Below are 21,985 nucleotides of genomic sequence, written 5' to 3'. Positions count from 1 at the left end.
TCAAAGGCAAAAATGCCTTTGATCTCGCTCCGCGAGGCCAAATCGCCCAAATCAAAGGCAAAAGTGCCTTTTATCTCGCTCCGCGAGGCCAAATCGCCCGAACCAAAGGCAAAAATGCCCTTGATTTCGCTCCGCGAGGCCAAATCGCCCAAATCAAAGGCAAAAATGCCCTTGAAGTCGCCCCGGGAGGCCAAATCGCCCGAATCAAAGGCAAAAGTGCCTTTGATCTCGCTCCGCGAGGCCAAATCGCCCAAATCAAAGGCAAAAGTGCCTTTGATCTCGCTCCGGGAGGCCAAACCGGCCAAATCAAAGGCAAAAATGCCCTTGGTCTCGCCCCGCGAAGCGGGACCGCCTTTAAGTCCCCGTAATTTGGGCAGTACTACGCCACAGCAAGCAGCCAAAAACACCGTGCAACGCTTGAATATAATCCGCCGGCAGCCGATATAAATCATGATTATATAAAATTTATACAATCGTTATTTGAGGGATTGTACCAGCTCTATAACCAATTTATATAAATATTAGCTAAATCAGATTTACCGGAAAAGGTGGCTACACAATGTATAACGTTGATTCGCTTGAGCAGCTTATGGCAGCAATCCCTGTAATCAAGGCGGCGGTTCCCGCCGATTTATCAATTGCAGTCTGTGATCTGGAGAAGTTCCTCGCCTACTGGCCGGGAGAAAATATAGATCTGCATATCCGGGAGGGGCAGCTCCTGCATGCCGAGGAGCCGCTGACGGCCGCAATCCGCAGCAATACGCCGCTTAGAGCAGAGGTGCCGGCCGAATTCTACGGGTTCGAATTCACCGGAACGGCTACGCCTGTCCATGACCGGGAAGGCAGGGTCATCGGCGGAATTGCAGTGCAGCTGCGCCGCCAGCGCGAGCTGCGGACGATAGCGGATCAGATGGCCGGCTCGCTCTCGCAGGCAAGCAGCCGGCTGCTGCAGGTAGCTGACGGCGCAAGTGAGCTGGCAGCCTTCACCCAGCAGCTGCTTGCGCTTGCGCAAAGAAGCGGCGAGCAGGTGAATGAGACGGATAAGGTAGTGGCGCTTATAAACAATGTCGCCAGCCAGACTCATCTGCTGGGCATTAATGCGGCAATTGAGGCGGCCCATGCCGGAGATAAGGGCAGAGGCTTCGGGGTGGTGGCCCAGGAGATCCGCAAGCTGTCCAATGAGACTGTCAGCTCGACCAGGACCATTCAGGATACACTCGGGGCCTTCAAGACAGCAACCTCACAGATGGGCGTCTCCATTGAGCGGATCGCTTTAATTGTACAGGAGCAGGCCGCAACCTCCGAGCAGATTGCGTCCTTTATCGAAGAGATTCAGCAGATGTCCGAGAAGCTGAATGAATTTGCCCGGAAGCTGTAAGCAGCGGCCCGGTGCCCTTTGAGCGGACATTGCCGCCCAGGACAGGCTGGACGCGGCAGTTTATCACACCGGCCTTTGAGCAGGAATACCGGCTGGTGCTGTTTGATTATGTAGGCTCGGGAAATTCTGACTTAAGCGCGTACAGCACGGAGCGGTACGGGAACTTCCGCGGGTATGTACAGGATTTGCTGGATGTTATCGAGCTGCTGCAGCTGACCGATTTTATTTTTATAGGCCATTCTGTCAGCTCTATGATAGGTATGCTGGCTTCTATGAACGGCCGGAGCCTTATCATGGACGGGGTAGCTGTCATTGACTGTATACTGGTGCAGATGAGCAAGCGCATTGATTACGAGCAGGAGCTGATGGAGCTGAATGCTGTCCTGGCAGAGCTGTCAACGACAGACAAGCTTACAGGACTTAAGAACAGGCGGTATTTTGAAGAAATGCTGAGTGAGCAGCTGAAGCTGTTCCGGGAGACCGGGGAGCCGTTTTCGCTGCTGATTATTGATATAGACCATTTCAAGCGCATTAACGATACCTCCGGGCATCAGACCGGTGATTATGTACTGGAGAAGCTGGGGAGCCTGCTGAGATTTCATTCCCGTGAAAAGGATACGGCTGCCAGATACGGCGGTGAGGAGTTCGTGCTGATCCTGCCTGATATGGCTGCAGATGAGGCCAGGCTGGTGGCAGAGAACCTGCGGCTGGAGACTCAGCTTGCCGTCTGGGATACCGCAAGTCTTACGGTCAGCATCGGGATTGCGACCTCTGTAGACGGGGATACGGGGGAAACCCTGCTTCACAGGGCCGACAAGGCGCTTTATGCTTCAAAAGAAGGCGGAAGAAACCGGGTCATGCACAGCCTGGATTTTGCCCCGAAGCTCTAATCATACAATATACAATATACCGTCACTGCGAATAGCCAAGAAGCCCGCAACAGAGCAGCCGTCTCCGGTCTGACTCTGCTGAGGGCTTTTATGCTGCCGGGGCGCGTCTAGAATAATCTGCGTGCGGTCACAAAGCGTGTCTTCCACTGGCCGTCAAAAGCTTCTGTGTGGACGCCCTCCTTGGGGGAGTACGTGTGCAGCATCTTATTATTTCCGGCATAAATAGCGACATGCCCGATGGGAAGGCCGCGCGACGTAAAGAACAGCAGATCGCCCGGACGCAGCTCATCTAGCCCGATCTCTGTGCCCTGCACAGCCTGAACATACGATACGCGCGGCAGCTCAATGGATAGAATATCCGCAAACAGGCGTTTCACGAAGGATGAGCAGTCAAATGTGCCGGTCTGTCCGGGAGAGGCGCCGAATTCATAGGGAGTACCGTTAAAAGTCCTGCCGTAGGCGAGCAGCGCAGCAGCCTGCTTTTGGACAAGGGAGGCGCTGGTATAGTCCGTGAATTTCGGCTTGGCTGAGAGGTAGCCTGTCAGATTATCCTCGGTCTGTACCTTCAGCCAGAGTGCATCCGTTACGCTGATTACATGCACTTTGGTCCCGGCAGGGAGCATCTTCTCTTTAACCGGGTCACTTGCAGCATCGGGCTGGCTCCGCAGTGTAACCTCCTAAAGGACCGCCGTTTCATAGATGTGAACGGGCTGGACGGCAGGCTTGGTCTGGGAGACCGGCTGCTTCAGCGGCGGGGCGGCTGCATGGGCGGCACCCCCGCTGCATAGGGATAGGATCAGCAGGGAGAGGAGCACGGTACTACGTTTGATCATGTGTGTATCACCTTGCCTATAGATTTAGGGTCTATAGTTGGACGCTGGCGGAAGAGAATGGTTTTGTGGAAAATAATGGGCCGATTCTGCTGCTCTGCAAGAGATGAATCAGTAAAAAACCTTCCGCTGCAGAAGCTCCAGTGCAAGCCCGATCTCCCTGCGTTCTTCATCTGAGAGATGCATAATGCGCTCTTCAAAACGCCGGCCGATGGTCAGGAAAGCCTCGCCCATCATCTGTTCACCGGCGGGGGAGAGGGTAATGCCCTGTTTGCGGCGGTCGGCGGGATCGGTAACTTTGGCACAGAGCTGCTTTTCGGTCAGCTTTTTAAGCTCGCGGCTCGTATTGGGCATGGACATATGCATACACTCGCTGATCTCGCTGAGTGTGACCGGCTGGCTGACTGCTATATATTCAAGGATTTTATATTGAACCGGGGTAAGCGTACCGGATTTCACGTCTTTGGTTATATCACTTGCCACTTGATGCACCGCTGCTGTAAAAGCTACAATTTGCCCGAACAGGGGGCTGTCGCTATTGCTGTTGTTGTTATTGTTGTTGTTATTGTTCATTTCGATGAGATCACCTCTAGTTGACCATAGCAAAAAGATTATCACAAAACAATTATCATTTGACAACTATTCCGCTGCTGTGCTAGGATTTTGTTATCAAATGATAAGTAAAGAGGTGCTGTAATGAACACACTGGTTATCTATACACATCCGAATCATCAGAGTCTGAGCTATGCTTTTTTGCAGGAGGTCCTGCGGGGAAGCCGGGATAATGCAGCAGTGAATGAAATAAAAGTGCTCGATTTATATGCGGAGGGCTTTGATCCGGTGCTGGTTTTTAATGAGCATAAACGCCGGCGGGATATGCATTCCGATCCGAAGCTGGCGGTATACCGTGAGCAGCTGCTGTGGGCTGACCGGATTGTGCTGGTCTATCCGATCTGGTGGGGACGGCCTCCGGCAATGCTTATGGGTTATATTGACCAGATGTTTGCTTCGGGCTTCGCTTATAAGGATAAGGGCGGTATGCTGCCGGAAGGGCTCCTGAAGGGGAAATCGGTTGTCTGCATTTCGGTGATGAAAGGACCGGCGCATTACCCGCTGCTGTGGCTGGGCAATGCGCACAAGATCCTGATGAAGCGGGCGCTGTTCGGCTATGTCGGCATACGTAAGGTGAAGTTTTTTGAGTTCGGCGGCATGGAGAGTCCGCGCGGCAGGCATGCGCGCAAGCTTGGGCAGGTCTACCGCTACTTCAAGACGGCAGTCCGGTAGGAACAGGCTGAAGGTGCGGCGCTGCGGGCGGGAGCATTATCTCCCGTGGCGGCTTGTCCGGCCGTAAAGGCTGCAGAGCACTTAGCTGTGCTGCTCCACATACCAGTCGATGATTTTACGTGCGATGCTGACCCGCGGCGGAATGTTCGGCAGGCTGTCCGGGGAGAACCAGGCGGCATGATCGAGCTCGATCCCGTCCACGCTGATTTCTCCGCTCTCGTATTCAGCGAGGAAGCCGACCATCAGCGAATTCGGAAAGGGCCATTGCTGGCTGCCGAAATAAGTAATGTTCTTGACCGTAATGCCGACCTCTTCCCTGATCTCGCGCGCCACACAGTCCTCCAGCGTCTCACCCGGCTCAACGAAGCCGGCAATCAGGCCATACATATTATCCGGGAAATGGGGCGCGTGGGCGAGCAGAATCCGGCCGTCCTTCAGGATGGCCGTTATAACTGCCGGAGCCAGCCGCGGATAAAAGAGCTGCCCGCACGCAGGGCAGCTGCGCGCATGCTCTGTTCCTGATAGAACAGTTGCGGTCCCGCATTTGCCGCAGAATTGATGCGTCTCATCCCAGGCCAGCAGCTGCAGCGCTCTTCCGGCAAGGTGGAATGCATCCTCGTCGAGCACATCGTACAAGTTGCGCAGAGGGCGGAAGGCCATGCCGGCAGGCTCCGGCGTATCAGCCGGTACTTCGGCCGCGAAGCAGGGCATGCCGGCAAAGGAGCCGAGATAAAGGGTCCGGGCAGGCGCAGCATCAAGCGAGTCAAGAGAAGGCAGCAGCGGAAGGGCTGTCTGTTCAGACGATTCTAATATTAGCAGCTTACCGGAATGCGTAATCAGCCAGTACGCAGAGCCGGTATATTGCGGATCCGGCGTAACAGACGGAAGGTAACGTGTATAGATGGATGCTTCAGGTTTAGACATGAGGGCAGAACCTTTCTTGTTTCGTATAAGTACATGTTGTAAGAATAGCACCCTGCGGAAAGGCTAACAAATATTCGGGCTGCGGGGCGTCTCCGGACTGCTTGCAGTCCGTTTTTTTGGGTTGCTGGTTGACAATCGGCATACATGTAACTACAATAGTTACAAGAACGGAAATTTAAACAGTAATAAAGCTATATACACGGTATTTCTAATAAAATTTTGATTGCGGAGGAATGTAAAATGAAGATCGGATTCACAGGAGCAACCGGACAATTTGGATCTATTGTAGCAGAGGCATTGCTGAAGAAGGTACCGGCAGACAGCCTGGTGGCCAGCGTAAGAAATCCGGAGAAAGCAGAGAGCCTGCGGGGGCTGGGCGTTGACGTCCGCCATGGTGATTTCGATCAGCCGGCCACCCTTGATGCAGCATTTGCCGGTGTGGACCGGCTGCTGATTGTCTCGGCAGACGGTGACAATGATACACGTATCCGCCAGCATAAGGCGGCGGTGGATGCGGCAGTGCGTGCAGGAATAGGCTTCATTGCTTACACCAGCGTGGGACATGCAGATGCAAGCTCCCTCTTCCTCGCACCGGTGCACCGGGCAACTGAGGAGTTCATCCGTGAATCCGGTATTCCATATGCCTTCCTGCGCAACAACTGGTATCTTGAGAACGAAGCAGGCTCCATTCAGGCCGCAGTGGCCGGTGCGCCTTGGCTGACTTCTGCCGGCGAAGGCAAAGTGGGCTGGGCAACCCGACGCGATTATGCCGAGGCTGCTGCTGCTGTCCTGACCGGTGAAGGCCATGAGAATGCGGTCTATGAGCTATCCGGCAAGCCGCTTACCCAATCGGAGCTGGCCGCAGTTGTCAGCGGCGCACTTGGCAAGGAAGTACCGGTGCAGCAGGTGGATGATGCCACTTACTCAAGCGTTATGGCCAGCGCAGGCGTTCCGGAAGCAGCGCTGCCGATTGTGGTGGCCATCCAGGCGGCAATCCGTGAAGGCGCGCTTGATATTGAGAGCGGCGACCTGGAGAAGCTGCTGCAGCGTCCGCAGACCCCGCTCAGCGAGGGTGTTAGCGCGCTGCTAAGCGGCGCACAGGCGTAAAAGGGCGGAAGTGCCCGAGGAAGCCTGCGCCGGCTCAGCATAGCCAAGATGCTGAGAATGGAAGCATGAATATAAAGCCATATAGCCAAAAGGCTGCCCTCCGGTTAATGAACCGGGGCAGCCTTTTTTGTTGTGTATCAGTTGGGGGGAACATGGAGCCGCAGCGAGGGCTAGCCGCAAGGAAGAGGGATAAATCGCATTTAGCGGCTGAAAACCCGGCACTCTGACTGCAGGCAGAGGCAGCTAGATGGGGATCTTAGCCAAGTAGCATAACGTTACTATGACCGCAGGGGATACGGGGAGAAGTCCAGTTAAGCAGTTGAATCAGCCGCGATGGACGCAGGAGTATAGGAAAAATCCTGTGCCCCAAGGCAAAGGCTTGGCAGGCACAATTAGTGGGATAAACGCCACCTATTTTGTTCATTTTTCTGGTTTTGTAAGCATTAAGTGGAATATCTCCATCTGTTTCAGCCGATATCCTACATGTGCGGGAAAATGGGGGTATTTAGATGGCGATTTTCCATCTAATCGCCCGGTTGCAGAACTTTGCAAGGATTTAAGTGGCGAAAATCCACCTAATAGTCACCCATTATGTGCCTGCGCCCGCTCCCGGTGTATAGCAGCATGAAGAAACGAGCTGGTTACTCCGCATCCTCTTGCGTCTCCGCATCCTCCAGCATCTCCGCATCCTCCAGCGTCTCCGCATCCTCCAGCGTCTCCGCATCCTCCAGCGTCTCCGCATCCTCCAGCGTCTCCGCATCCTCCAGCGTCTCTGCATCCTCCTGCGTCTCCGCGTCCTCCGGCAATTCCGCGACCTCCCGCAGTTCAGCATCCGCCTGCCTCTCAAGACAGCCGGCCAGCAGCTTGTCAACTGCGTCTTCCAGCAGGGGAGGTGGCGGAGATCCCAGCCATTCCGGCGGGATAATCAGGTAGCTGCCGGAGCTGCTTTTGAGGTAGCTGTAGATAATTTGCGCCTCATCAATTGTGTGGCGGCTGATTGCACTTGCACCTGCACTTGCACCTGCACCTGCACTTGCGCCTGCACCCGTACCCGCAGCACCCGCAGCAGCAAACTGCACCCGAATCGCCCCATATACCGCAGCCTGCAGCTGCGCCCGGTCCAGCTGCTGAGAATGTAGCGTATCACGGTATATAATCTGTGCGCCCTTGATCAGAATCAGCTTAATGCTGTCCCCGTCCATCGGCTCCAGCACAGCGATATTATTGTTCTCGCCGGTGAACCGCGAGACCTTTTCCTTTTGCAGCAGCGCCTGGACGGCTCCGGCATAATCGCGGTATTTGGCTGCTGCTTCAAAGTCAAACCGTTCTGCCGCCTTCGCCATGCGCTGCTCCAGATCACTGAGAATACCGGTGTCGCTGCCGTCTAAAAGGGCGATAATCCGGTCCATAATAACATTATAGGCTTCAAGCGCCGCACCGCCGCCGCACATGCCGATACAGAGCCCAAGCGAATGGTTGAGGCAGAGGGAGCCCCGGGCATTCGGACTGCTGCAAAGTATCCGCTGGCTCTCCTTAATGCCCTGAAGGGCACGCTCTACGGTGCTTCTGCTCGTATAAGGGCCAAAGGACAGCTTGCTGCCGGGCGGGCCGGGATCGTAGCTGACTTCAAGCTGGCGGCGTCCCTTATCTTCACGGACAGAAATATAGCTGTAAGCGAGCGGATTTTTCATTTTGCGGTTATACATCGGCTTGATTTCTTTGATGAGCTGGCATTCCAGCATAAAGGCCTCAAATTCTGTATCAGTCAGCCGGTACTCCAGATCCCTGATTTGGCGGACGAGCTGAACGACCTTGGGGGAATGGCCTTTATTATTGTAAAAATAGGACTGCACCCGTTTGCGCAGCCGTTTGGCCTTACCGACATAGATAATGTGGCCGAGGCTGTCCTTCATCAGGTAGACGCCGGGCGATAAGGGGAGGCTGTGTACTTTTTCAGTGAGATTCATAGAGGAGTCACCTCTGCTTATAGCATAGATTGGTAGCTTTAAGTATATACGAGAGTTGTAGTATCAGGCGACTGGAAAAGTACATGCCGCAGCTCTACAATGGGAGTAATCTTCGCAATCGTAAGCGGACTGGAGGATTCAGATGAAATTCCGGACAACAGTAATACTGGGAGGCAAAACCGCTACGGGAATTCCCGTGCCGGATGAAGTCATTGAGAGCTTGGGGCAAGGTAAGAAGCCGGCAGTCAAAGTAACGGTTAACGGTTATACGTATGCCAGTACTGTAGCGGTAATGGGCGGACAGTTTATGCTCCCGCTCAGTGCAGAGAACCGGAAAGGGGCTGGTGTCAGCGCCGGTGATGAAATTGAGGTTGAGCTTGTGCACGACAACGAGCCGAGAGAGGTGAGTGTACCACAGGATTTTGCTGAAGCGCTTGACCTTGAGCCTGGGGCCCGGAGGTTTTTTGACGGATTATCTTACAGCGGCAAGCGGCGGTTTGTACTGTCCATTGAGGATGCCAAGACTGCGGAGACCCGGCAGCGGCGCATCACGAAGGCCGTTCAGACGCTAAGTGAAGGAAGCAACCAGTAAAGGAATCAACATAACAATACATTATTGATAAGAAGCGGCCCGGGCAGGGCTGCTTCTTTGCGTTCAGCCGGCTGAACTTCAGCATTGTGACAAATACCACAAAACCTCCCAGCCCAACCAATTATCATTAATGATATGAATATAGAAGAATTTCGGCAAAGCTGGGGGGCTTTTTATGAAATATTCGATCGGAGAGTTCGCATCCATACTGGGCATAACAGCGGATACGCTGCGTTTATATGAGAAGCATGATATTGTCAGGCCGGAGAAGGACTGCCGTAACAATTACCGTTATTTCAATGACCTGGATGCGCGGAATCTGCTGTCGAGCCGCTGGTACCGGAGCATGCAGATTCCGCTGCATAATGTGGCTGAGCTGATTAACGGGGCGCCGGCGGAGCGGGTGGTGGATTCCATCTACGCCGCGCAGCTGCAGCTGGAGGAAGAGATCCGGCGGAGCACGATGCTGCTGGACAAGATCAATGCCATCCATAACGGGCTCACAGGGCTGGAGGCTGCACTCTACACCTGCCGGATCCGGCAGATGCCGGGCATGTACCGGATTGAGCAGACGGACAAGAATCAGCTGCTGCAAAAGGAAGATCTGAAACAGACGGTACAGGCCTGGATGGATCTGCTGCCGTTCACCTTCTACTCCTTCCGCACCGGAGACGCACAGAGCATCAGCTGGGGCGGGGAGCTTGATTACAGCTGGGGGCTGGCACTGCTTGAAGAGGATCAGCAAAAGCTCGGTGTAAGCATCAACGGCAGCATGCAGTACATTCCGCCGTATACCTGCATCTCATCTGTAATCCTAACCTCATATGAAGATTACCTTGAACATAAGACGTTCCAGTTCATGCTGGACTATGCAGATGAGCAGGGCTGCACCGTGAGCGGTGATATATTCGGCAAGATATTATTCACAGAGCGGCTGCGGGATGAGAACAAGACATATCTGGAAATCAATATCCCTATAGTTTGAGAAAAAATTCACAATTAATTCATTGACCTTGGTGCTGCACCAAGGTTTAGACTCAGGGCATCAAGATCAGGCAGCCGCAGCTCAGCAGAGAGGAGACGGACTGCCGTTAACCGACAGGGGGAACAAGAAAGTGCGTAAGAGAGGCTTAACAAGAATGTTTAGGGTATCCATTAGTCTGATTATGCTCCTTGCCGTCATTGGCGGGTGCAGCAGTAACAACTCCGCGGACCCGGAGGCAACAGAGCAGCCGGCGGCCTCACCCGAGGCTACGCAGCAGGCGGCAGACGACAGCGGGGTTCCGGCTTCCTTTAAAGCAGGAACCTACAAAGCGGAGGCCGACGGCAAAGACGGCACAATCCAGGTCGAAGTTACACTGGACGACAAACAGACTATTACGGACATTAAGGTCCTCAGCCAGACTGAAACCGCCGGAATCGGCGTAGAGGCCATTGACAAGATCAGAGAGCAGATCATCACGGGCCAGACGCTGAAGGTAGATGCGGTCAGCGGTGCTTCCGAGTCCAGCAATGCCATTCTGGCAGCTGTAGAGGATGCCCTTAACCAGGCGGGCGGAGACGTTGCAGCCTTCAAATCCAGAGAAGTCGCCAAGGCAGGCGCTGGCAAAACAGAGCAGCTGTCGGCAGACGTAGTAGTGGTAGGCGCAGGCGCATCCGGTGTATCAGCGGCGGTATCGGCTGCGGATACAGGTGCCAAGGTCATTCTTATCGAGAAGACAGCGACCATCGGCGGAGCGAGTAACCTGTCGTGGGCGGGGAAATTCTACAATTCCTCAGCTGCAGTCAGCAGCGGGCTTAAGGTGAACGTGGAGAAGGAGATCTCCGACTGGATTGTCAATAATCACTGGCGGGTGGATGCGGCGGCGATCCGCCAATATGTAACCAAGTCAGGGGAAACCTACGACTGGCTGACCGGAAAAGGCTATTCTACAACCTTTATCAACTTCGGCGGTGAACAGCTGCATATGCTTCCGGCTTATGAGACACGCCAGGAGCTGCTGCGGGCTATGCTGGCTGAATCAGTAGAAAAGGGCGGCGGCCAGATCCTTACAGAGACCACAGCCAAGAAGCTGATTACAGGTGCAGGCGGTGAAGTAACCGGAGTAATAGCTGAGAAGGCTGACGGCACGACCCTGGAGATTACGGGTAAAAGCATTGTGATGGCAACCGGCGGTTACGCCGCCAACGCAGAAATGGTAAAGGAAGCTTTCGGATTTGAAGGGGTTAACGGCGGACTCGGCCAGAATATCGGGGAAGGCCTGAAGATGGCCTGGGAAGCCGGAGCCAAGGTGCCGGATAATTTCGGCGGACAAATGCTGCACCAGACTTTGGCCAGAGCTACAGAGAAGCTGAAGGCGGAGTATGAGCCGTTCGAGGCCAGCTATCCGCTGATGACGACCTATCTGCCTACCTTTATGAATGTCGGCCCGTCGGGGGCCAGATTCAGAGATGAAGCAGCGACACTTACGGCTGTGGCTGCGGCGAATACGAGCGCTTTTAACGGGGCCTATCATCTGGTTATCATCTCCAAATCACAGCTGGATGCACTTGCATCCAAGGGGATGAACGGGGTAAAAGCACCGGGTCTGCCGGGAATGCCGCCGGAGTTCTATGCAGCCTTCGCGGACAAGTTCACCCTGGAGAATCCGTGGCAGAATGCGGAGAAGGTATTTGATTCCATGGCTGCAAACGGGGACGGATATAAAGGCAGCACCATTGAAGAGCTGGCTGCTAACGCCGGTATGGATGCGGCTGTGTTCAAGGATGCTTTTACGAAATATGAAGCGGCAGCGAAAAGCGGTGTGGACAGCGAATTTGGCAAAGCTAAGGAATATCTGCTGCCGATGGGCGAAAGCGGACCTTACTATGCAGTAATTGCGGAGATCAACAACCTTGGATCAGTAGGCGGCCTAATCGTCAACACGAAATTCCAGGTACTGAACGACAAGCGTGTGCCGGTCAAGGGGCTGTACGCAGTGGGCCTTGAGTCCGAAGGCGTAATGTACAATGATACCTACGTCGGCAACGGTGTCGGACTCGGCTACTCGTTCACCTCCGGACGTCTGGGCGGTGAGGATGCCGCTGCGGCTGCGCTGGGGCAATAATAGCTTATAAGTTCGGGGGGAGCCGTCAGGCTTCCCCCTTGCTGCGCCTCCATGCTACTATAAAGATGCAGCATCAGCTTATCTAGCGAAAGTGAGGCCGTCATGATGGTGATTAAACGAGGTAACTGCCCGGTGCAGCCGTACTGATCTGATAACAGGATCGCGCCGGGCTTTTGAAGAATCAGAACTGTTATCAGGGCCGGTCCCCGGCTGCACCTCATCCGCAGAACGTACAACATACACATGCGAGAGGGGCATTATCGATGGGAACTGACAAAATGGACATGAACAATTGGAAGCAAAGCTGGCTGCAGGAGGAGCAGAGCTCCTTCCGGGGATGGGATTTCTCCGCGCTGTCCGGACGGATGGAAGAGGAGCAATTGCCCTGGAATTATGAAGCAGCAGTCAGAGCATATATAAGAGGCACAACAGGCAACCTGCTGGACATGGGCACAGGGGGCGGAGAATTCCTGCTCTCTCTGTCCCCTCCCAAGGGACGTACTTATGCTACTGAGGCCTACCCGCCTAATGTGGAGCTGTGCAGGAAGCTTCTTCCGCCGCACGGGATTGAGCTTAGACCGGTGTTTTCGGATGAGGAGCTGCCGTTTGCAGAGAATTCGTTTGAGCTGGTTATGAACCGGCATGAAGCCTTTTCAGTCCGGGAGGTGCACCGGATTCTGAAGCCGGGCGGCGTATTCATAACCCAGCAGGTCGGAGGAAAGAACAACCGCGGGTTGTCGGCGTTTCTGCTGGGTGACGATGCAGCGCCTGCGGACGATACTTTTTGCCTGGAGCCGGTCTGCAGTGAGCTGCGGAGCTGCGGGTTTGCGATTACAGAAGCTGCTGAGGCCTTTCCGCTGCTGCGGTTCAGGGATGCCGGGGCGCTGGTGTATTTTGCCAAGATTATAGAGTGGGAATTCCCCGGCTTCTCGGTAGAGAAGTGCTATGACCGCCTTCTTCAGCTTCAGCAGCAGCTGGAGCGGGAAGGCTACATCGGAAGCATGGAACACCGGTTCATGATTACTGCTGTCAAAAGATAAAGTCATTCAGACCGCTCCGGCTCCGGGGCGGTTTTATTCTGCACCTCCCTGGCCTGCGGTATTACGCCGGACCAGACACACTCCCTCGAAATTTGTCGCACCGGCACGGAGCCTGCGAACCTAAGCCCATCCTTCTGCATAGCATATAGCACCATTCTGCTATAGAAGAAAGGAGGCGCGCTTCACAATGGGCATCCATTTAAGTGCAATCCACTATGTATATCTGGTTTTTATCGTATTCATTCTGGCGCTGCTGATCCGGCGCCGTGATACGACAATGATCTGTGTGGCCGGGATTTTGGCCTTGGGGCTGCTGGCTACATCGACCGTAACCGGCTCCGTATCGGGAATATTCAATTCGTTCATTTACGCGACCAAGGAACTGATGGGCACCATTATGATTATCTCCATTATTGTGGCGATGAGCCGGATTCTGATCATTACAGGCATCAATGAAACGATGGTCGCTCCGCTCACCCGCTTCCTGCGGACGCCGGCGATGGCTTACTGGGGCATCGGGCTGATTATGATGGTGACCTCCTTGTTCTTCTGGCCTTCACCCGCGGTTGCGCTGGTCGGTGCTGTGCTGCTCCCGGTGGCGGTCCGTGTCGGTCTTCCGGCACTCGGGGCGGCGATGGCGATGAACCTGTTCGGGCACGGCATCGCCTTATCAGGCGATTACATTATTCAGGGCGCGCCGAAGCTGACAGCTGATGCGGCCGGCCTTCCGGTATCCAGTGTGATGCAGGCGAGTGTACCGCTGGTCATTGTCATGGGGCTGGTGACTACGGTTACCGCTTTCTGGATGATGCGCAGGGACCAGAAGAACGGAACCTGGAGAGACGGACTTGTTACGGGAAAAGGGTCCTCAGACCTCGCGGCATCCGGACCGGATGAGTCGGCTCCGGTCTATATGAGTGCAGGGCTGCGCAAAGGGCTGGCTGCCGCCATCCCGCTGCTGTTCCTGCTCGATGTCATCTGCATGTTCGTCCTGAACCTGCAGGGAGGCGATGCGACAGCGCTTGTCGGCGGCACGGCTGTACTCATTCTGATTGTGACCACGCTGCTGGCACACCGTAATCAGGGTCTGGAGAAGACGACCTCCTACCTTATTGAAGGCTTCGTCTTCGGCTTTAAGGTATTTGGCCCGGTTATCCCGATCGCCGCGTTCTTCTATCTCGGCGACTCCGCATTCACCGCGCTGTACGGCAACGCGCTGCCGGACGGCTCGCACGGCATCGTGAACGACCTCGGCGTCGCCCTGGCGGAGCATGTGCCGCTGAACGGCGCAGCATCCGCCGTAACGCTGACGGTGATCGGCGCGATCACCGGTCTCGACGGCTCCGGCTTCTCCGGCATCTCGCTGGCCGGCTCGATTGCCCAGATGTTCGCGGCGGCGATCCATTCCGGCGCCGCCACACTGACCGCCCTTGGGCAGGTAGCCGCCATCTGGGTCGGCGGCGGCACCCTGATCCCGTGGGCGCTCATCCCCGCTGCCGCCATCTGCGGCGTCAGCCCGTTCGAGCTGGCCCGGCGCAATCTGAAGCCGGTCCTGCTGGGCCTGGCGGCGATGACGGTCACCGCCATCTTTCTAATCTAAGCTGCACGGCCTTGCCCGGTGCATAAGAACGCTTCCCCCTATCCATCCTAAAGAGGAACGACAGCGTGAGAGAAGGGGGAATATCAGGAATGAAACATTATGAGTCCAGCCTGCGGAGTAACAGCACGGTTGATCAGGCGCAGGATTCGGTAACCAAGCTGCATAATGCAGTGTCCCAGGCGCTCAGCCACCCGAATGAGCAGACGCTGGCCCAGGCGGAGAACAGTCTGGAGCACGCCGAGGAAGCCGTCCGCCATGCACCGGAAGGTTCGGTTGACGGACATGGTGTGGAGCTGAGTGAAGAAAGGCTGGCCGATGAAAAGGAAAGGCTGGCCGGACTGAAGCAGCCTGGACCGTTTGAGGATTGATTGAGGCTGCATCCGCAGCAGGGTTCCGGCATTCCCGGCATGGTCCGGGAGTGTCTTTTTTCTGTGAACGGCTCTGAAAGCCCGGATGGTTTCTGCAGTCCGGCATTCAAGCCTGCTTATTCCGGTTAATCATCTAAGAGATGCGAAACCGCCGGTACAGGCCCTGCGTAGAACCTCAACAGCAGCGCAGCCTGCCGCAGCGGGCAAAAGGTTAACAATAAGGAGGGGATTGTATGCCGGATAATGTGGAGCTTACGGCAATACTGGAGACACGGGAAGAGTTACTGGCTGCCCTTGCCGGAATCACTGCATGGGAGAAGGAGCAGAACAAGCTGATGATCTGGGACCGGATCACCCGACTGCCGTTCAAGCTGCTCGACAAGGTTACCCCGAAGGTAATTCATCAAAAGATAGGCAAGCTGCTGGACGAGCTGGGCAGCTATATTCAGAACGGGGGGAATTACCTTGTAGCCGGGCGTAAGGTGGGTCAGCTGATGGAGGCTGCCAGCCGGTCAGCAGGCGCCCCGGAGCAGGGCCCTTATCCGCTGGCCGTTATGGATGCAGCCGCAGAGAAGCTTAGCGGGAGCAGCCGGAATGTCGCTACAGTGCAGGGGGCGACAACGGGCTTCGGCGGTGTGTTCACGCTGGCGGCAGATATCCCGGCGATAATGGGGCTGTCGCTGAAGGTCATTCAGGAGATCGGTCTATGCTACGGCTATGATCCTACCGATAAGGCCGAACGGATATTTACCGTAAAAGTAATGCAATTCGCCTCTTCCGATATTGTCGGCAAGCGGACAATTCTTCGGGAGCTGAACCTGCAGGCCGGAGGTAACGGGGATATTACAGCAGGAACCAATGCTGCGGTCTCCAAAATCCAGGGCTGGAAGGAAGTAATCACGGTATACCGGGATAATTGGGGCTGGAAGAAGCTGCTGCAGACGGTTCCGGTTGCCGGAATGTTCTTCGGCGCTTTTACCAACCGCAAGGCGCTCGAGGATGTTGCGGAGGCGGCGCAGATGCTCTACCGCAAACGGAGAATTATAGAGAGGCTGGCTGAACTGGATAACCAATAATGGCGCGCTGCCCTCTGCCTTTTGGTGCAGGGGGCAGCCGGCGTACCAGTCAGCCGGACGCAGAGTGATTAGGCTCCGTTCATAATTATAGCGGTCTATTGACCGTTGCTGAAGCTCAGGCCTTTCCCGCCTACCGGCCGGAGCCGGGTTACCTGTAAATAATCATATAAGATTGCAGGAAAGATTCACACTATTTATAGAAAGAGGACCCTATGGAAATACAGACCTGCAGCGAATTAAGCATGCATGCACAGTTGGAACAGGCTGAATCCTTCCTCCGGCAGTGCTACAGTGAATTAGAGAAGTCACCTGCTGAGCTGAAACAGCGCATAGAAGCAGTACATAACGAAATCAGACAGACGGGAACCTATCATCATACAGCGGAAGAGCTTGCGCACGGTGCCAAAATGGCCTGGCGGAATAACAGCCGCTGTATCGGCCGGCTGTTCTGGCATACCCTGGAGGTTATAGATGCCCGACAGGCTGAGACGGCCCATCAGGTGGCGGAAGCGCTGTTCCGGCATCTGGAGCGGGCCGGCAACGGCGGACGTATCCGTCCGGTAATGACCGTGCTGCGCAGCGGCCGGGAACCGGAGACAGCCATCCGGATCTGGAACCATCAGCTGATCCGGTATGCCGGATACCCGGAGGAAGACGGACAGCCCCGCCGCGGCGATCCGGCCTCGGATGCCTTTACGGCAGTCTGCCGCAAGCTCGGCTGGCAGGGCAGCGGGGGCGATTTTGACGTGCTGCCGCTGGTTATCAGCATTGGGGAGGAGCCGCCGCGCTGGTTCACAATCCCTGAGGCACTGGTCCAGGAGGTGCCGCTCAGCCATCCGGAGATTGGGCGGTTCAGCGAGCTGGGTCTGCGCTGGTATGCTGTTCCGGTCGTGTCCGACATGCTGCTGGAGATCGGCGGGGTTCTGTACCCGGCTGCGCCGTTTAACGGCTGGTATATGGAGACGGAGATCGGCTCCCGCAATCTGGGGGATACCGGACGGTATAACCGCCTTCCGGCGGTGGCTGAGCTGCTGGGGCTGGACCGTTCAACCAATACCTCGCTCTGGAAGGACCGGGCACTGCTGGAGCTGAACCGCGCTGTACTGCATTCATTTAAGCAGGCGGGGGTCAGCATTGTGGATCATCATACAGCCGCTGACCAGTTTGTCCGGTTTCAGGAGCAGGAGAAGCAGAGGGGCCGGGAGGTGTCCGGCAAATGGCATTGGCTGATCCCGCCGATGTCACCATCCTCGACCCCAATCTGGGAGGATAACAAGCTGAAGGAGCTTAACCTCAGCCCGGGCCTGATTTATCAGAAGCCGGCTTATGCGGGACCGGACAGGAACCCTGCCGATGACATACCTTCCATGAAATGCCCTTTTCATCAATAGTCAGGCTGTTTGATCTGTGATACTATTTAATCTTAGCCTATGTAAGAGGGAAGTGAGCTCAAATGATCAGTATTACCATTCCTGCACCGGAAGTCACGATATTCAAGCAAGAGAACCCGGTGCTGAGCCATATTTACGGCTTCACCGACTTTCACCTGATTACGCGGGAAGCGGGCGGCATCTTTATGTTCTACAACGATAAGGATGAACTGCTGTTCGTGGGCAAGGCCAGAAAGCTTAGACCGCGGATCAAGAAGCATTTCGAGGATAGTGTCTCCGTAATGAAGCCGCACCGCGACGAAGTGACGAAGATTGAAGTCTGCATCGTCGAAGATCCGGTGGACCGGGAGATTTACGAAACGTACATTGTGAACAAGCTCAGAGCGAAATACAATGTGGAGAAGGTACTCTACAAATAAACCGCTCAGTTGCAGACAGCGTAGTCCTTTCGGGCTGCGCTTTTTGCTTTTCCGATAAAGAGGTTATCAGACTAAAGGCTTGGATAATTATCCCTTGCCAGTTAAAATAGTCCTTTGGATATATAACGTAAAGTTAGACAATTCGGCTCACTTCCGGACCGGATAAATCATCTATAATAATCTCGTGAATGCTCGACATTTTTTGACATTTTATCTTGAGGTGATGGATAGATGGCAGGTCCTTTTTTCAGGAAAAAAGAGGCGGCAGAACGGGTGCCGAATCCCGGGATAGCGCCGGCGCCGCAGGAGAAAGCATCTGCCGGTGAGCCGGATAGCAGCAGCCGGAGTGACAGCCAGTCCGGCCTGATCGCTGCTGGCAAGACACAGCCGGACAAGAAGGCGCTGGATTTGATTTTTGCGGTAGAGCAGATGCTTCAGGCCAGAGCGCACGCTGAATCAAGCAATGATGAGCTCTTGGACCGCCTGAATCACTCGGGCAGCCATATTGAGCGGCTTGGCAAGGAGCTGCGGAATCTGAACAAGGTCATTGAAGACCGGGAGAAGGATATTCAGGAGCTGGAGCAGCGGATGTCCGAGAAGAATCTGAAGATCGATCAGGTATTAGAGGATTTCCGTGAGCTCCAGGATACAATGTCAGCGAAGGTGGATGAGCTCAAAAGCACGCTCGATCTGGAGCAGCAAAAGTACGCGAAGCTGATGCAGAAGCATCATGAAGCCCATGTGGATAAGCACAGGCGGATTATTGAGCTGGAGGAGAAGATCAGCCGGCTGGAGACGGAGAACGGGCATCTGCAGCAGAAATACGAGACAGCACGGCAGGAGAAGGCGTATCTCTCCGGAATGATCAGTGATTTTACCAGCCGGATGACCGCTCCCTTCAGCAGCGGCAGTCCCGACGCAGAACGTAATGAAGAATACGGGGATACATAGACGGTATGGCTGTACATAATAATCATTCTGGTCTGCTGGTCGAACTGCTGGCGCTCAGAAGCCGGGACGGAGGCTGTCAATTAGAGGTGGGAATAACCCGCCCGGACGGCTGCACAAGACATATACTCAGCATAGATGAACATACATATCTGCAAATCGCTGCGCTCGTCCCCCTAAGCGGGCATAAGGTGCGCCTGTCTTTATCTATGAAATGGGACCCTTTCCGCCATACATACTTCAGCAGTCTGGTCCGGATGCGGGACACCTTCAGCGAAACCCTGTACTTTGACTGCTCAGAGAGCTACGGGGAGCAGCTGCGTGCGCTGAAGGAACAAGAAGATTCCCCCTCTCTGCAGGCAGCACGGCAGGAGGCCGGGGAGAATATCCGCAACATCTCAGTACCCTCAGTACATAAGCGGGCAGCATTATCGGGACTTAAATATAAACGGACGGTGCTGCTGCGCGGCCTGCTGTTCGGCTTTGTGCTGGCTCTGCTCCTGCTGCGTATGGACGGAGGGGAGACGTGGCTGTTTGCAAACAGTGCTGAAGCCAAAGAGGATAGCGCGAAGACAGACAGGGCTTCAGCGAGTGTCCAGACGGGAGACACAAGGAGGGCGGCGGGTACTGGCAGCGCTGCTGCGGCTCTAAATACAGATCCGGATTCCATGCACAGGCTAGCAGGAATACCTAATCCAGCAGACTCAGCCGGATTACAGCTGCCCGCGAATCAGAGCCAGCCGGCCCGGCCTGTTCCGGTACCAGTGGAGCTGGCCGCTCAGCCGCAGCCGCTGTATGAGACAATTGAGCTGTCCGGGGACCGCTATGAATACAGCCTGCCGGAGGGCTATGTTGCCCTCTCCTTTGATGACGGCCCTTCCCCATATACCGAACAGCTGGTAGATATCCTGGCGAAGGAAGGGCTCGCGGCGAATTTTCTGTTCATAGGCCGGAATATCAGCCGTTATCCCGGTGCGGTCCGCTATGCCGGGGAGCATGGAATGCCGGTGGGGAATCATTCCTGGGATCACAGTGATATGACGGCTAATTCGCCGGAGGAGAACCGGAGCAATCTGGAGCGGGCGAACCGGTCACTGGAGCAGCTTGTCACTGCGCCAGTCACCATTTTCCGTCCGCCTTATGGAGCGGTGAACCGGGCGCTGGCCGAGGAGGCTGGCAGGCAGCAGCTCAAGGTGCTGCTCTGGAACCGAGACCCGGAGGACTGGAAGGCCGGGAGCAAGGAGGCCATTCTTGATTATTTTTACAGGACGGATCCTTCGGGAGGCATCTATCTGCTGCATGAGAAGCAGATTACCGTTCAGGCGCTTCCGGAAATTATTGGCTATCTAAAGGGACGGGGACTGAAATTTGCCGTCTTTAAATAGCAGCGGATTCACAACTGAATAATCAGCCTTACCAGCGTCCCCGCAGCACCGGAAGGGGGCGCTGTTTGGTTTGTCGTACAGATGCATAACAGCGGAGGCCGGGCTCTACAGTCCTGGTTGTGAAAGCTTTGTGTAATATTGCAATTGGAGCTGCTGAACGGCGGATTCCTCTTGTTTTAATACGTAAAATTTGAGAGAATGAGAAGATATTTGTTGTTGGCATGATGGGCTGTGAAAGTTAGAATGGAAAGTTAGAACAGATTGCACTTTAATGCTTTGAAAAGAGGTAAACCATGAACAAACAATCCATTTATGGATTAACTTTAGAAGCGTTGTCTTCCTGGCTGCTGGAGCACGGGCACAAGAAATCCCGCGCCGCCAAGGTTTGGGAATATGTATACCGCAAGCGGGTTACGGATTTTGCTGAGATGACAGAGGCGAACAAGGAATGTGTCCAGCTGCTGTCCGAGCATTTTGTGTTTCAGACTATGGAAGAGCATGTGAAGCAGGAGTCGGCTGACGGAACAATTAAGTTCCTGTTCCGCCTGAATGACGGCAACCTGATTGAAACTGTACTGATGCGCCAGAAATACGGACTGTCTGTATGCGTGACCACTCAGGTCGGCTGCAACATTGGCTGCAGCTTCTGTGCGAGCGGGCTGCTGGCGAAGAGCCGTGACCTGTCGAGCGGTGAGATTGTCGAGCAGATTATGAAGGTTCAGCTGCACCTGGATCAGGCCGGCCTGGGCCAGCGGGTCAGCCATGTGGTGGTGATGGGAATCGGCGAGCCGTTTGATAACTTTACGCACCTTCTGAACTTCCTGACTACAGTTAAGGATCATAAGGGGCTGGCAATCGCCGGGAAGGGTATCACGGTATCGACAAGCGGCCTCGCCGGCAAAATCAGAGAATTCGCTGATGCCAACACCCAGGTGAATCTGGCGATTTCGCTCCATGCGCCGAATAACGAGCTGCGGACCTCGATTATGAAGATCAACCGCGCCATTCCGCTTGAGAAGCTGATGCCTGCTATTGATTATTATCTGGAGAAGACGAACCGGCGGATTACGCTGGAATATATTCTGCTGAAGGATATCAACGACCAGCATGAGCATGCGCTGGAGCTGGCTGAGCTGATCGGCGAACACCGCCGTCAGCTGGTCAATGTCAATCTGATCCCTTATAATCCGGTCGATGAGCATAGCCAGTACCAGCGGACTGACCGGGAAGTGGTGCGCGCCTTCTTTGACACCCTCAAGAAGCAGGGAGTCAGCGTCAGCACCCGGCTGGAGCATGGAGTGGATATCGACGCCGCCTGCGGGCAGCTGCGCAGCAAGCAGATCAAAAAAAACCAAGAAGCTATCTAAAGAAAGAAGGTTCGTTTGTGCTGACATTTACAAGCTACACAGTCGAGAATATCAAAGATCCATTTGGTATTCTGAGCGGGATGCGGTATGAGTTCGTCATTAATCTGGATATTCCGGAAGAGGATGAGCTGTACGAAGAGAACGGAGTATCGGTACGGGCAGTAGTCAAAGCAGAAGCGGGTGAAGCGGTGCTGGTCACTTACGATCTGCTGGAGACAACAACCGGCAGGCTGCTGGAGTTCGACCTGGAGGATGAAGAGGAAGCTGAGCTGACAGAGTTCTGCAAAGAGCATCTGCCAGAGTAACTGCATA

General features: G+C 54.9%; 23 protein-coding genes. 17 read left to right on the top strand and 6 right to left on the bottom strand.

Annotation, left to right across the window (positions count from 1 at the left end):
• Nucleotides 1–401 (bottom strand): hypothetical protein (locus BN3772_RS30665; protein ID WP_157643597.1); only part of this gene is annotated, 401 nt, incomplete at its 3' end.
• A gap of 158 nt (nt 402–559) precedes the next feature.
• Here BN3772_RS30665 and BN3772_RS31535 point away from each other — a divergent pair.
• Both BN3772_RS31535 and BN3772_RS14545 read left to right on the top strand, forming a co-directional pair.
• Nucleotides 560–1,378, top strand: a complete 819-nt coding sequence (locus BN3772_RS31535; RefSeq protein ID WP_042200271.1) for a methyl-accepting chemotaxis protein — start codon at nt 560–562, stop codon at nt 1,376–1,378.
• 29 nt (nt 1,379–1,407) lie between these two features.
• A complete protein-coding gene (locus BN3772_RS14545; RefSeq protein ID WP_167336672.1) occupies nt 1,408–2,268 on the top strand; it encodes a GGDEF domain-containing protein in 861 nt (286 codons plus the stop codon).
• Between the two features lie 107 nt (nt 2,269–2,375).
• Here the strand turns inward: BN3772_RS14545 and BN3772_RS14540 are convergent, their stop codons facing one another.
• The 3 genes from BN3772_RS14540 to BN3772_RS14535 form a co-directional block, all read right to left on the bottom strand.
• Nucleotides 2,376–2,936 (bottom strand): C40 family peptidase, encoded by a 561-nt coding sequence (locus BN3772_RS14540; protein WP_341872573.1) that lies wholly within the window; start codon nt 2,934–2,936, stop codon nt 2,376–2,378.
• A gap of 9 nt (nt 2,937–2,945) precedes the next feature.
• The gene (locus BN3772_RS30660) at nt 2,946–3,101 is read right to left on the bottom strand and encodes a hypothetical protein (RefSeq protein ID WP_157643596.1); all 156 of its coding nucleotides are present in this window, start codon (nt 3,099–3,101) and stop codon (nt 2,946–2,948) included.
• 108 nt (nt 3,102–3,209) lie between these two features.
• Nucleotides 3,210–3,671, bottom strand: coding sequence for a MarR family winged helix-turn-helix transcriptional regulator (locus tag BN3772_RS14535; RefSeq protein WP_042200270.1), 462 nt, complete (start codon nt 3,669–3,671; stop codon nt 3,210–3,212).
• A 123-nt stretch (nt 3,672–3,794) separates the two neighbouring features.
• Here BN3772_RS14535 and BN3772_RS14530 point away from each other — a divergent pair, with 123 nt between their 5' ends.
• On the top strand, nt 3,795–4,382 hold the full coding sequence (locus BN3772_RS14530; protein WP_042200269.1) for an NAD(P)H-dependent oxidoreductase: 588 nt from the start codon (nt 3,795–3,797) through the stop codon (nt 4,380–4,382).
• A gap of 81 nt (nt 4,383–4,463) precedes the next feature.
• Here the strand turns inward: BN3772_RS14530 and nudC are convergent, their stop codons facing one another.
• Nucleotides 4,464–5,306, bottom strand: coding sequence for an NAD(+) diphosphatase (gene nudC / locus BN3772_RS14525; protein ID WP_042200268.1), 843 nt, complete (start codon nt 5,304–5,306; stop codon nt 4,464–4,466).
• Between the two features lie 240 nt (nt 5,307–5,546).
• Between nudC and BN3772_RS14520 the strand changes: the two genes are divergently transcribed.
• A complete protein-coding gene (locus BN3772_RS14520) occupies nt 5,547–6,413 on the top strand; it encodes an SDR family oxidoreductase (RefSeq protein WP_042200266.1) in 867 nt (288 codons plus the stop codon).
• 641 nt (nt 6,414–7,054) lie between these two features.
• Here BN3772_RS14520 and BN3772_RS14515 read toward each other — a convergent pair.
• A complete protein-coding gene (locus tag BN3772_RS14515) occupies nt 7,055–8,380 on the bottom strand; it encodes a UvrB/UvrC motif-containing protein (protein ID WP_209443655.1) in 1,326 nt (441 codons plus the stop codon).
• A 142-nt stretch (nt 8,381–8,522) separates the two neighbouring features.
• Between BN3772_RS14515 and BN3772_RS14510 the strand changes: the two genes are divergently transcribed.
• From BN3772_RS14510 to BN3772_RS14450, 13 genes are all read left to right on the top strand, one after another.
• Complete coding sequence (locus BN3772_RS14510; RefSeq protein WP_042200265.1) at nt 8,523–8,972, top strand: YdeI/OmpD-associated family protein; 450 nt, start codon at nt 8,523–8,525, stop codon at nt 8,970–8,972.
• 175 nt (nt 8,973–9,147) lie between these two features.
• Nucleotides 9,148–9,957 (top strand): MerR family transcriptional regulator, encoded by an 810-nt coding sequence (locus BN3772_RS14505; protein WP_042200263.1) that lies wholly within the window; start codon nt 9,148–9,150, stop codon nt 9,955–9,957.
• 154 nt (nt 9,958–10,111) lie between these two features.
• Entirely contained in the window at nt 10,112–12,079 is a 1,968-nt protein-coding gene (locus BN3772_RS14500) for an FAD-binding protein (protein ID WP_244444748.1), read from the top strand.
• A gap of 263 nt (nt 12,080–12,342) precedes the next feature.
• Nucleotides 12,343–13,119, top strand: a complete 777-nt coding sequence (locus tag BN3772_RS14495) for a class I SAM-dependent methyltransferase (RefSeq protein WP_244444747.1) — start codon at nt 12,343–12,345, stop codon at nt 13,117–13,119.
• A 187-nt stretch (nt 13,120–13,306) separates the two neighbouring features.
• Nucleotides 13,307–14,719 carry a hypothetical protein gene (locus BN3772_RS14490; protein WP_042200261.1) on the top strand — a complete coding sequence of 471 codons (1,413 nt, stop codon included), beginning with the start codon at nt 13,307–13,309 and terminating at the stop codon, nt 14,717–14,719.
• Nucleotides 14,720–14,808: 89 nt separating this feature from the next.
• Nucleotides 14,809–15,087 (top strand): hypothetical protein, encoded by a 279-nt coding sequence (locus BN3772_RS14485; RefSeq protein ID WP_042200260.1) that lies wholly within the window; start codon nt 14,809–14,811, stop codon nt 15,085–15,087.
• A 233-nt stretch (nt 15,088–15,320) separates the two neighbouring features.
• Nucleotides 15,321–16,163: an EcsC family protein gene (locus BN3772_RS14480; protein ID WP_042200258.1), complete on the top strand. Its 843-nt coding sequence runs from the start codon at nt 15,321–15,323 to the stop codon at nt 16,161–16,163.
• Nucleotides 16,164–16,375: 212 nt separating this feature from the next.
• Nucleotides 16,376–17,554, top strand: a complete 1,179-nt coding sequence (locus BN3772_RS14475) for a nitric oxide synthase oxygenase (protein WP_042200256.1) — start codon at nt 16,376–16,378, stop codon at nt 17,552–17,554.
• Between the two features lie 62 nt (nt 17,555–17,616).
• Nucleotides 17,617–17,973 carry a nucleotide excision repair endonuclease gene (locus tag BN3772_RS14470; protein WP_042181647.1) on the top strand — a complete coding sequence of 119 codons (357 nt, stop codon included), beginning with the start codon at nt 17,617–17,619 and terminating at the stop codon, nt 17,971–17,973.
• A gap of 231 nt (nt 17,974–18,204) precedes the next feature.
• Entirely contained in the window at nt 18,205–18,924 is a 720-nt protein-coding gene (locus tag BN3772_RS14465; RefSeq protein WP_042200255.1) for a hypothetical protein, read from the top strand.
• Nucleotides 18,925–18,929: 5 nt separating this feature from the next.
• A complete protein-coding gene (locus BN3772_RS14460) occupies nt 18,930–20,306 on the top strand; it encodes a polysaccharide deacetylase family protein (RefSeq protein WP_052380508.1) in 1,377 nt (458 codons plus the stop codon).
• Between the two features lie 293 nt (nt 20,307–20,599).
• On the top strand, nt 20,600–21,673 hold the full coding sequence (rlmN, locus tag BN3772_RS14455; RefSeq protein WP_042200253.1) for a dual-specificity RNA methyltransferase RlmN: 1,074 nt from the start codon (nt 20,600–20,602) through the stop codon (nt 21,671–21,673).
• Nucleotides 21,674–21,690: 17 nt separating this feature from the next.
• Entirely contained in the window at nt 21,691–21,978 is a 288-nt protein-coding gene (locus tag BN3772_RS14450; protein WP_042200251.1) for a DUF6509 family protein, read from the top strand.
• Nucleotides 21,979–21,985 lie beyond the last annotated feature (7 nt).

It is taken from the genome of Paenibacillus camerounensis, assembly GCF_000723885.1.
Lineage (GTDB): Bacteria > Bacillota > Bacilli > Paenibacillales > Paenibacillaceae > Paenibacillus_AQ > Paenibacillus_AQ camerounensis.
This window is presented reverse-complemented; position numbering and strand designations above follow the sequence as displayed.

Coding starts and splice junctions, on each gene's coding strand:
- BN3772_RS31535 (WP_042200271.1), top strand. CDS start 560: ATGTATAACGTTGATTCGCTTGAGCAGCTTATGGCAGCAATCCCTGTA.
- BN3772_RS30660 (WP_157643596.1), bottom strand. CDS start 3,101: ATGATCAAACGTAGTACCGTGCTCCTCTCCCTGCTGATCCTATCCCTA.
- BN3772_RS14535 (WP_042200270.1), bottom strand. CDS start 3,671: ATGAACAATAACAACAACAATAACAACAACAGCAATAGCGACAGCCCC.
- BN3772_RS14530 (WP_042200269.1), top strand. CDS start 3,795: ATGAACACACTGGTTATCTATACACATCCGAATCATCAGAGTCTGAGC.
- nudC (WP_042200268.1), bottom strand. CDS start 5,306: ATGTCTAAACCTGAAGCATCCATCTATACACGTTACCTTCCGTCTGTT.
- BN3772_RS14520 (WP_042200266.1), top strand. CDS start 5,547: ATGAAGATCGGATTCACAGGAGCAACCGGACAATTTGGATCTATTGTA.
- BN3772_RS14515 (WP_209443655.1), bottom strand. CDS start 8,380: ATGAATCTCACTGAAAAAGTACACAGCCTCCCCTTATCGCCCGGCGTC.
- BN3772_RS14510 (WP_042200265.1), top strand. CDS start 8,523: ATGAAATTCCGGACAACAGTAATACTGGGAGGCAAAACCGCTACGGGA.
- BN3772_RS14505 (WP_042200263.1), top strand. CDS start 9,148: ATGAAATATTCGATCGGAGAGTTCGCATCCATACTGGGCATAACAGCG.
- BN3772_RS14500 (WP_244444748.1), top strand. CDS start 10,112: ATGTTTAGGGTATCCATTAGTCTGATTATGCTCCTTGCCGTCATTGGC.
- BN3772_RS14495 (WP_244444747.1), top strand. CDS start 12,343: ATGGGAACTGACAAAATGGACATGAACAATTGGAAGCAAAGCTGGCTG.
- BN3772_RS14490 (WP_042200261.1), top strand. CDS start 13,307: ATGGGCATCCATTTAAGTGCAATCCACTATGTATATCTGGTTTTTATC.
- BN3772_RS14485 (WP_042200260.1), top strand. CDS start 14,809: ATGAAACATTATGAGTCCAGCCTGCGGAGTAACAGCACGGTTGATCAG.
- BN3772_RS14480 (WP_042200258.1), top strand. CDS start 15,321: ATGCCGGATAATGTGGAGCTTACGGCAATACTGGAGACACGGGAAGAG.
- BN3772_RS14475 (WP_042200256.1), top strand. CDS start 16,376: ATGGAAATACAGACCTGCAGCGAATTAAGCATGCATGCACAGTTGGAA.
- BN3772_RS14470 (WP_042181647.1), top strand. CDS start 17,617: ATGATCAGTATTACCATTCCTGCACCGGAAGTCACGATATTCAAGCAA.
- BN3772_RS14465 (WP_042200255.1), top strand. CDS start 18,205: ATGGCAGGTCCTTTTTTCAGGAAAAAAGAGGCGGCAGAACGGGTGCCG.
- BN3772_RS14460 (WP_052380508.1), top strand. CDS start 18,930: ATGGCTGTACATAATAATCATTCTGGTCTGCTGGTCGAACTGCTGGCG.
- rlmN (WP_042200253.1), top strand. CDS start 20,600: ATGAACAAACAATCCATTTATGGATTAACTTTAGAAGCGTTGTCTTCC.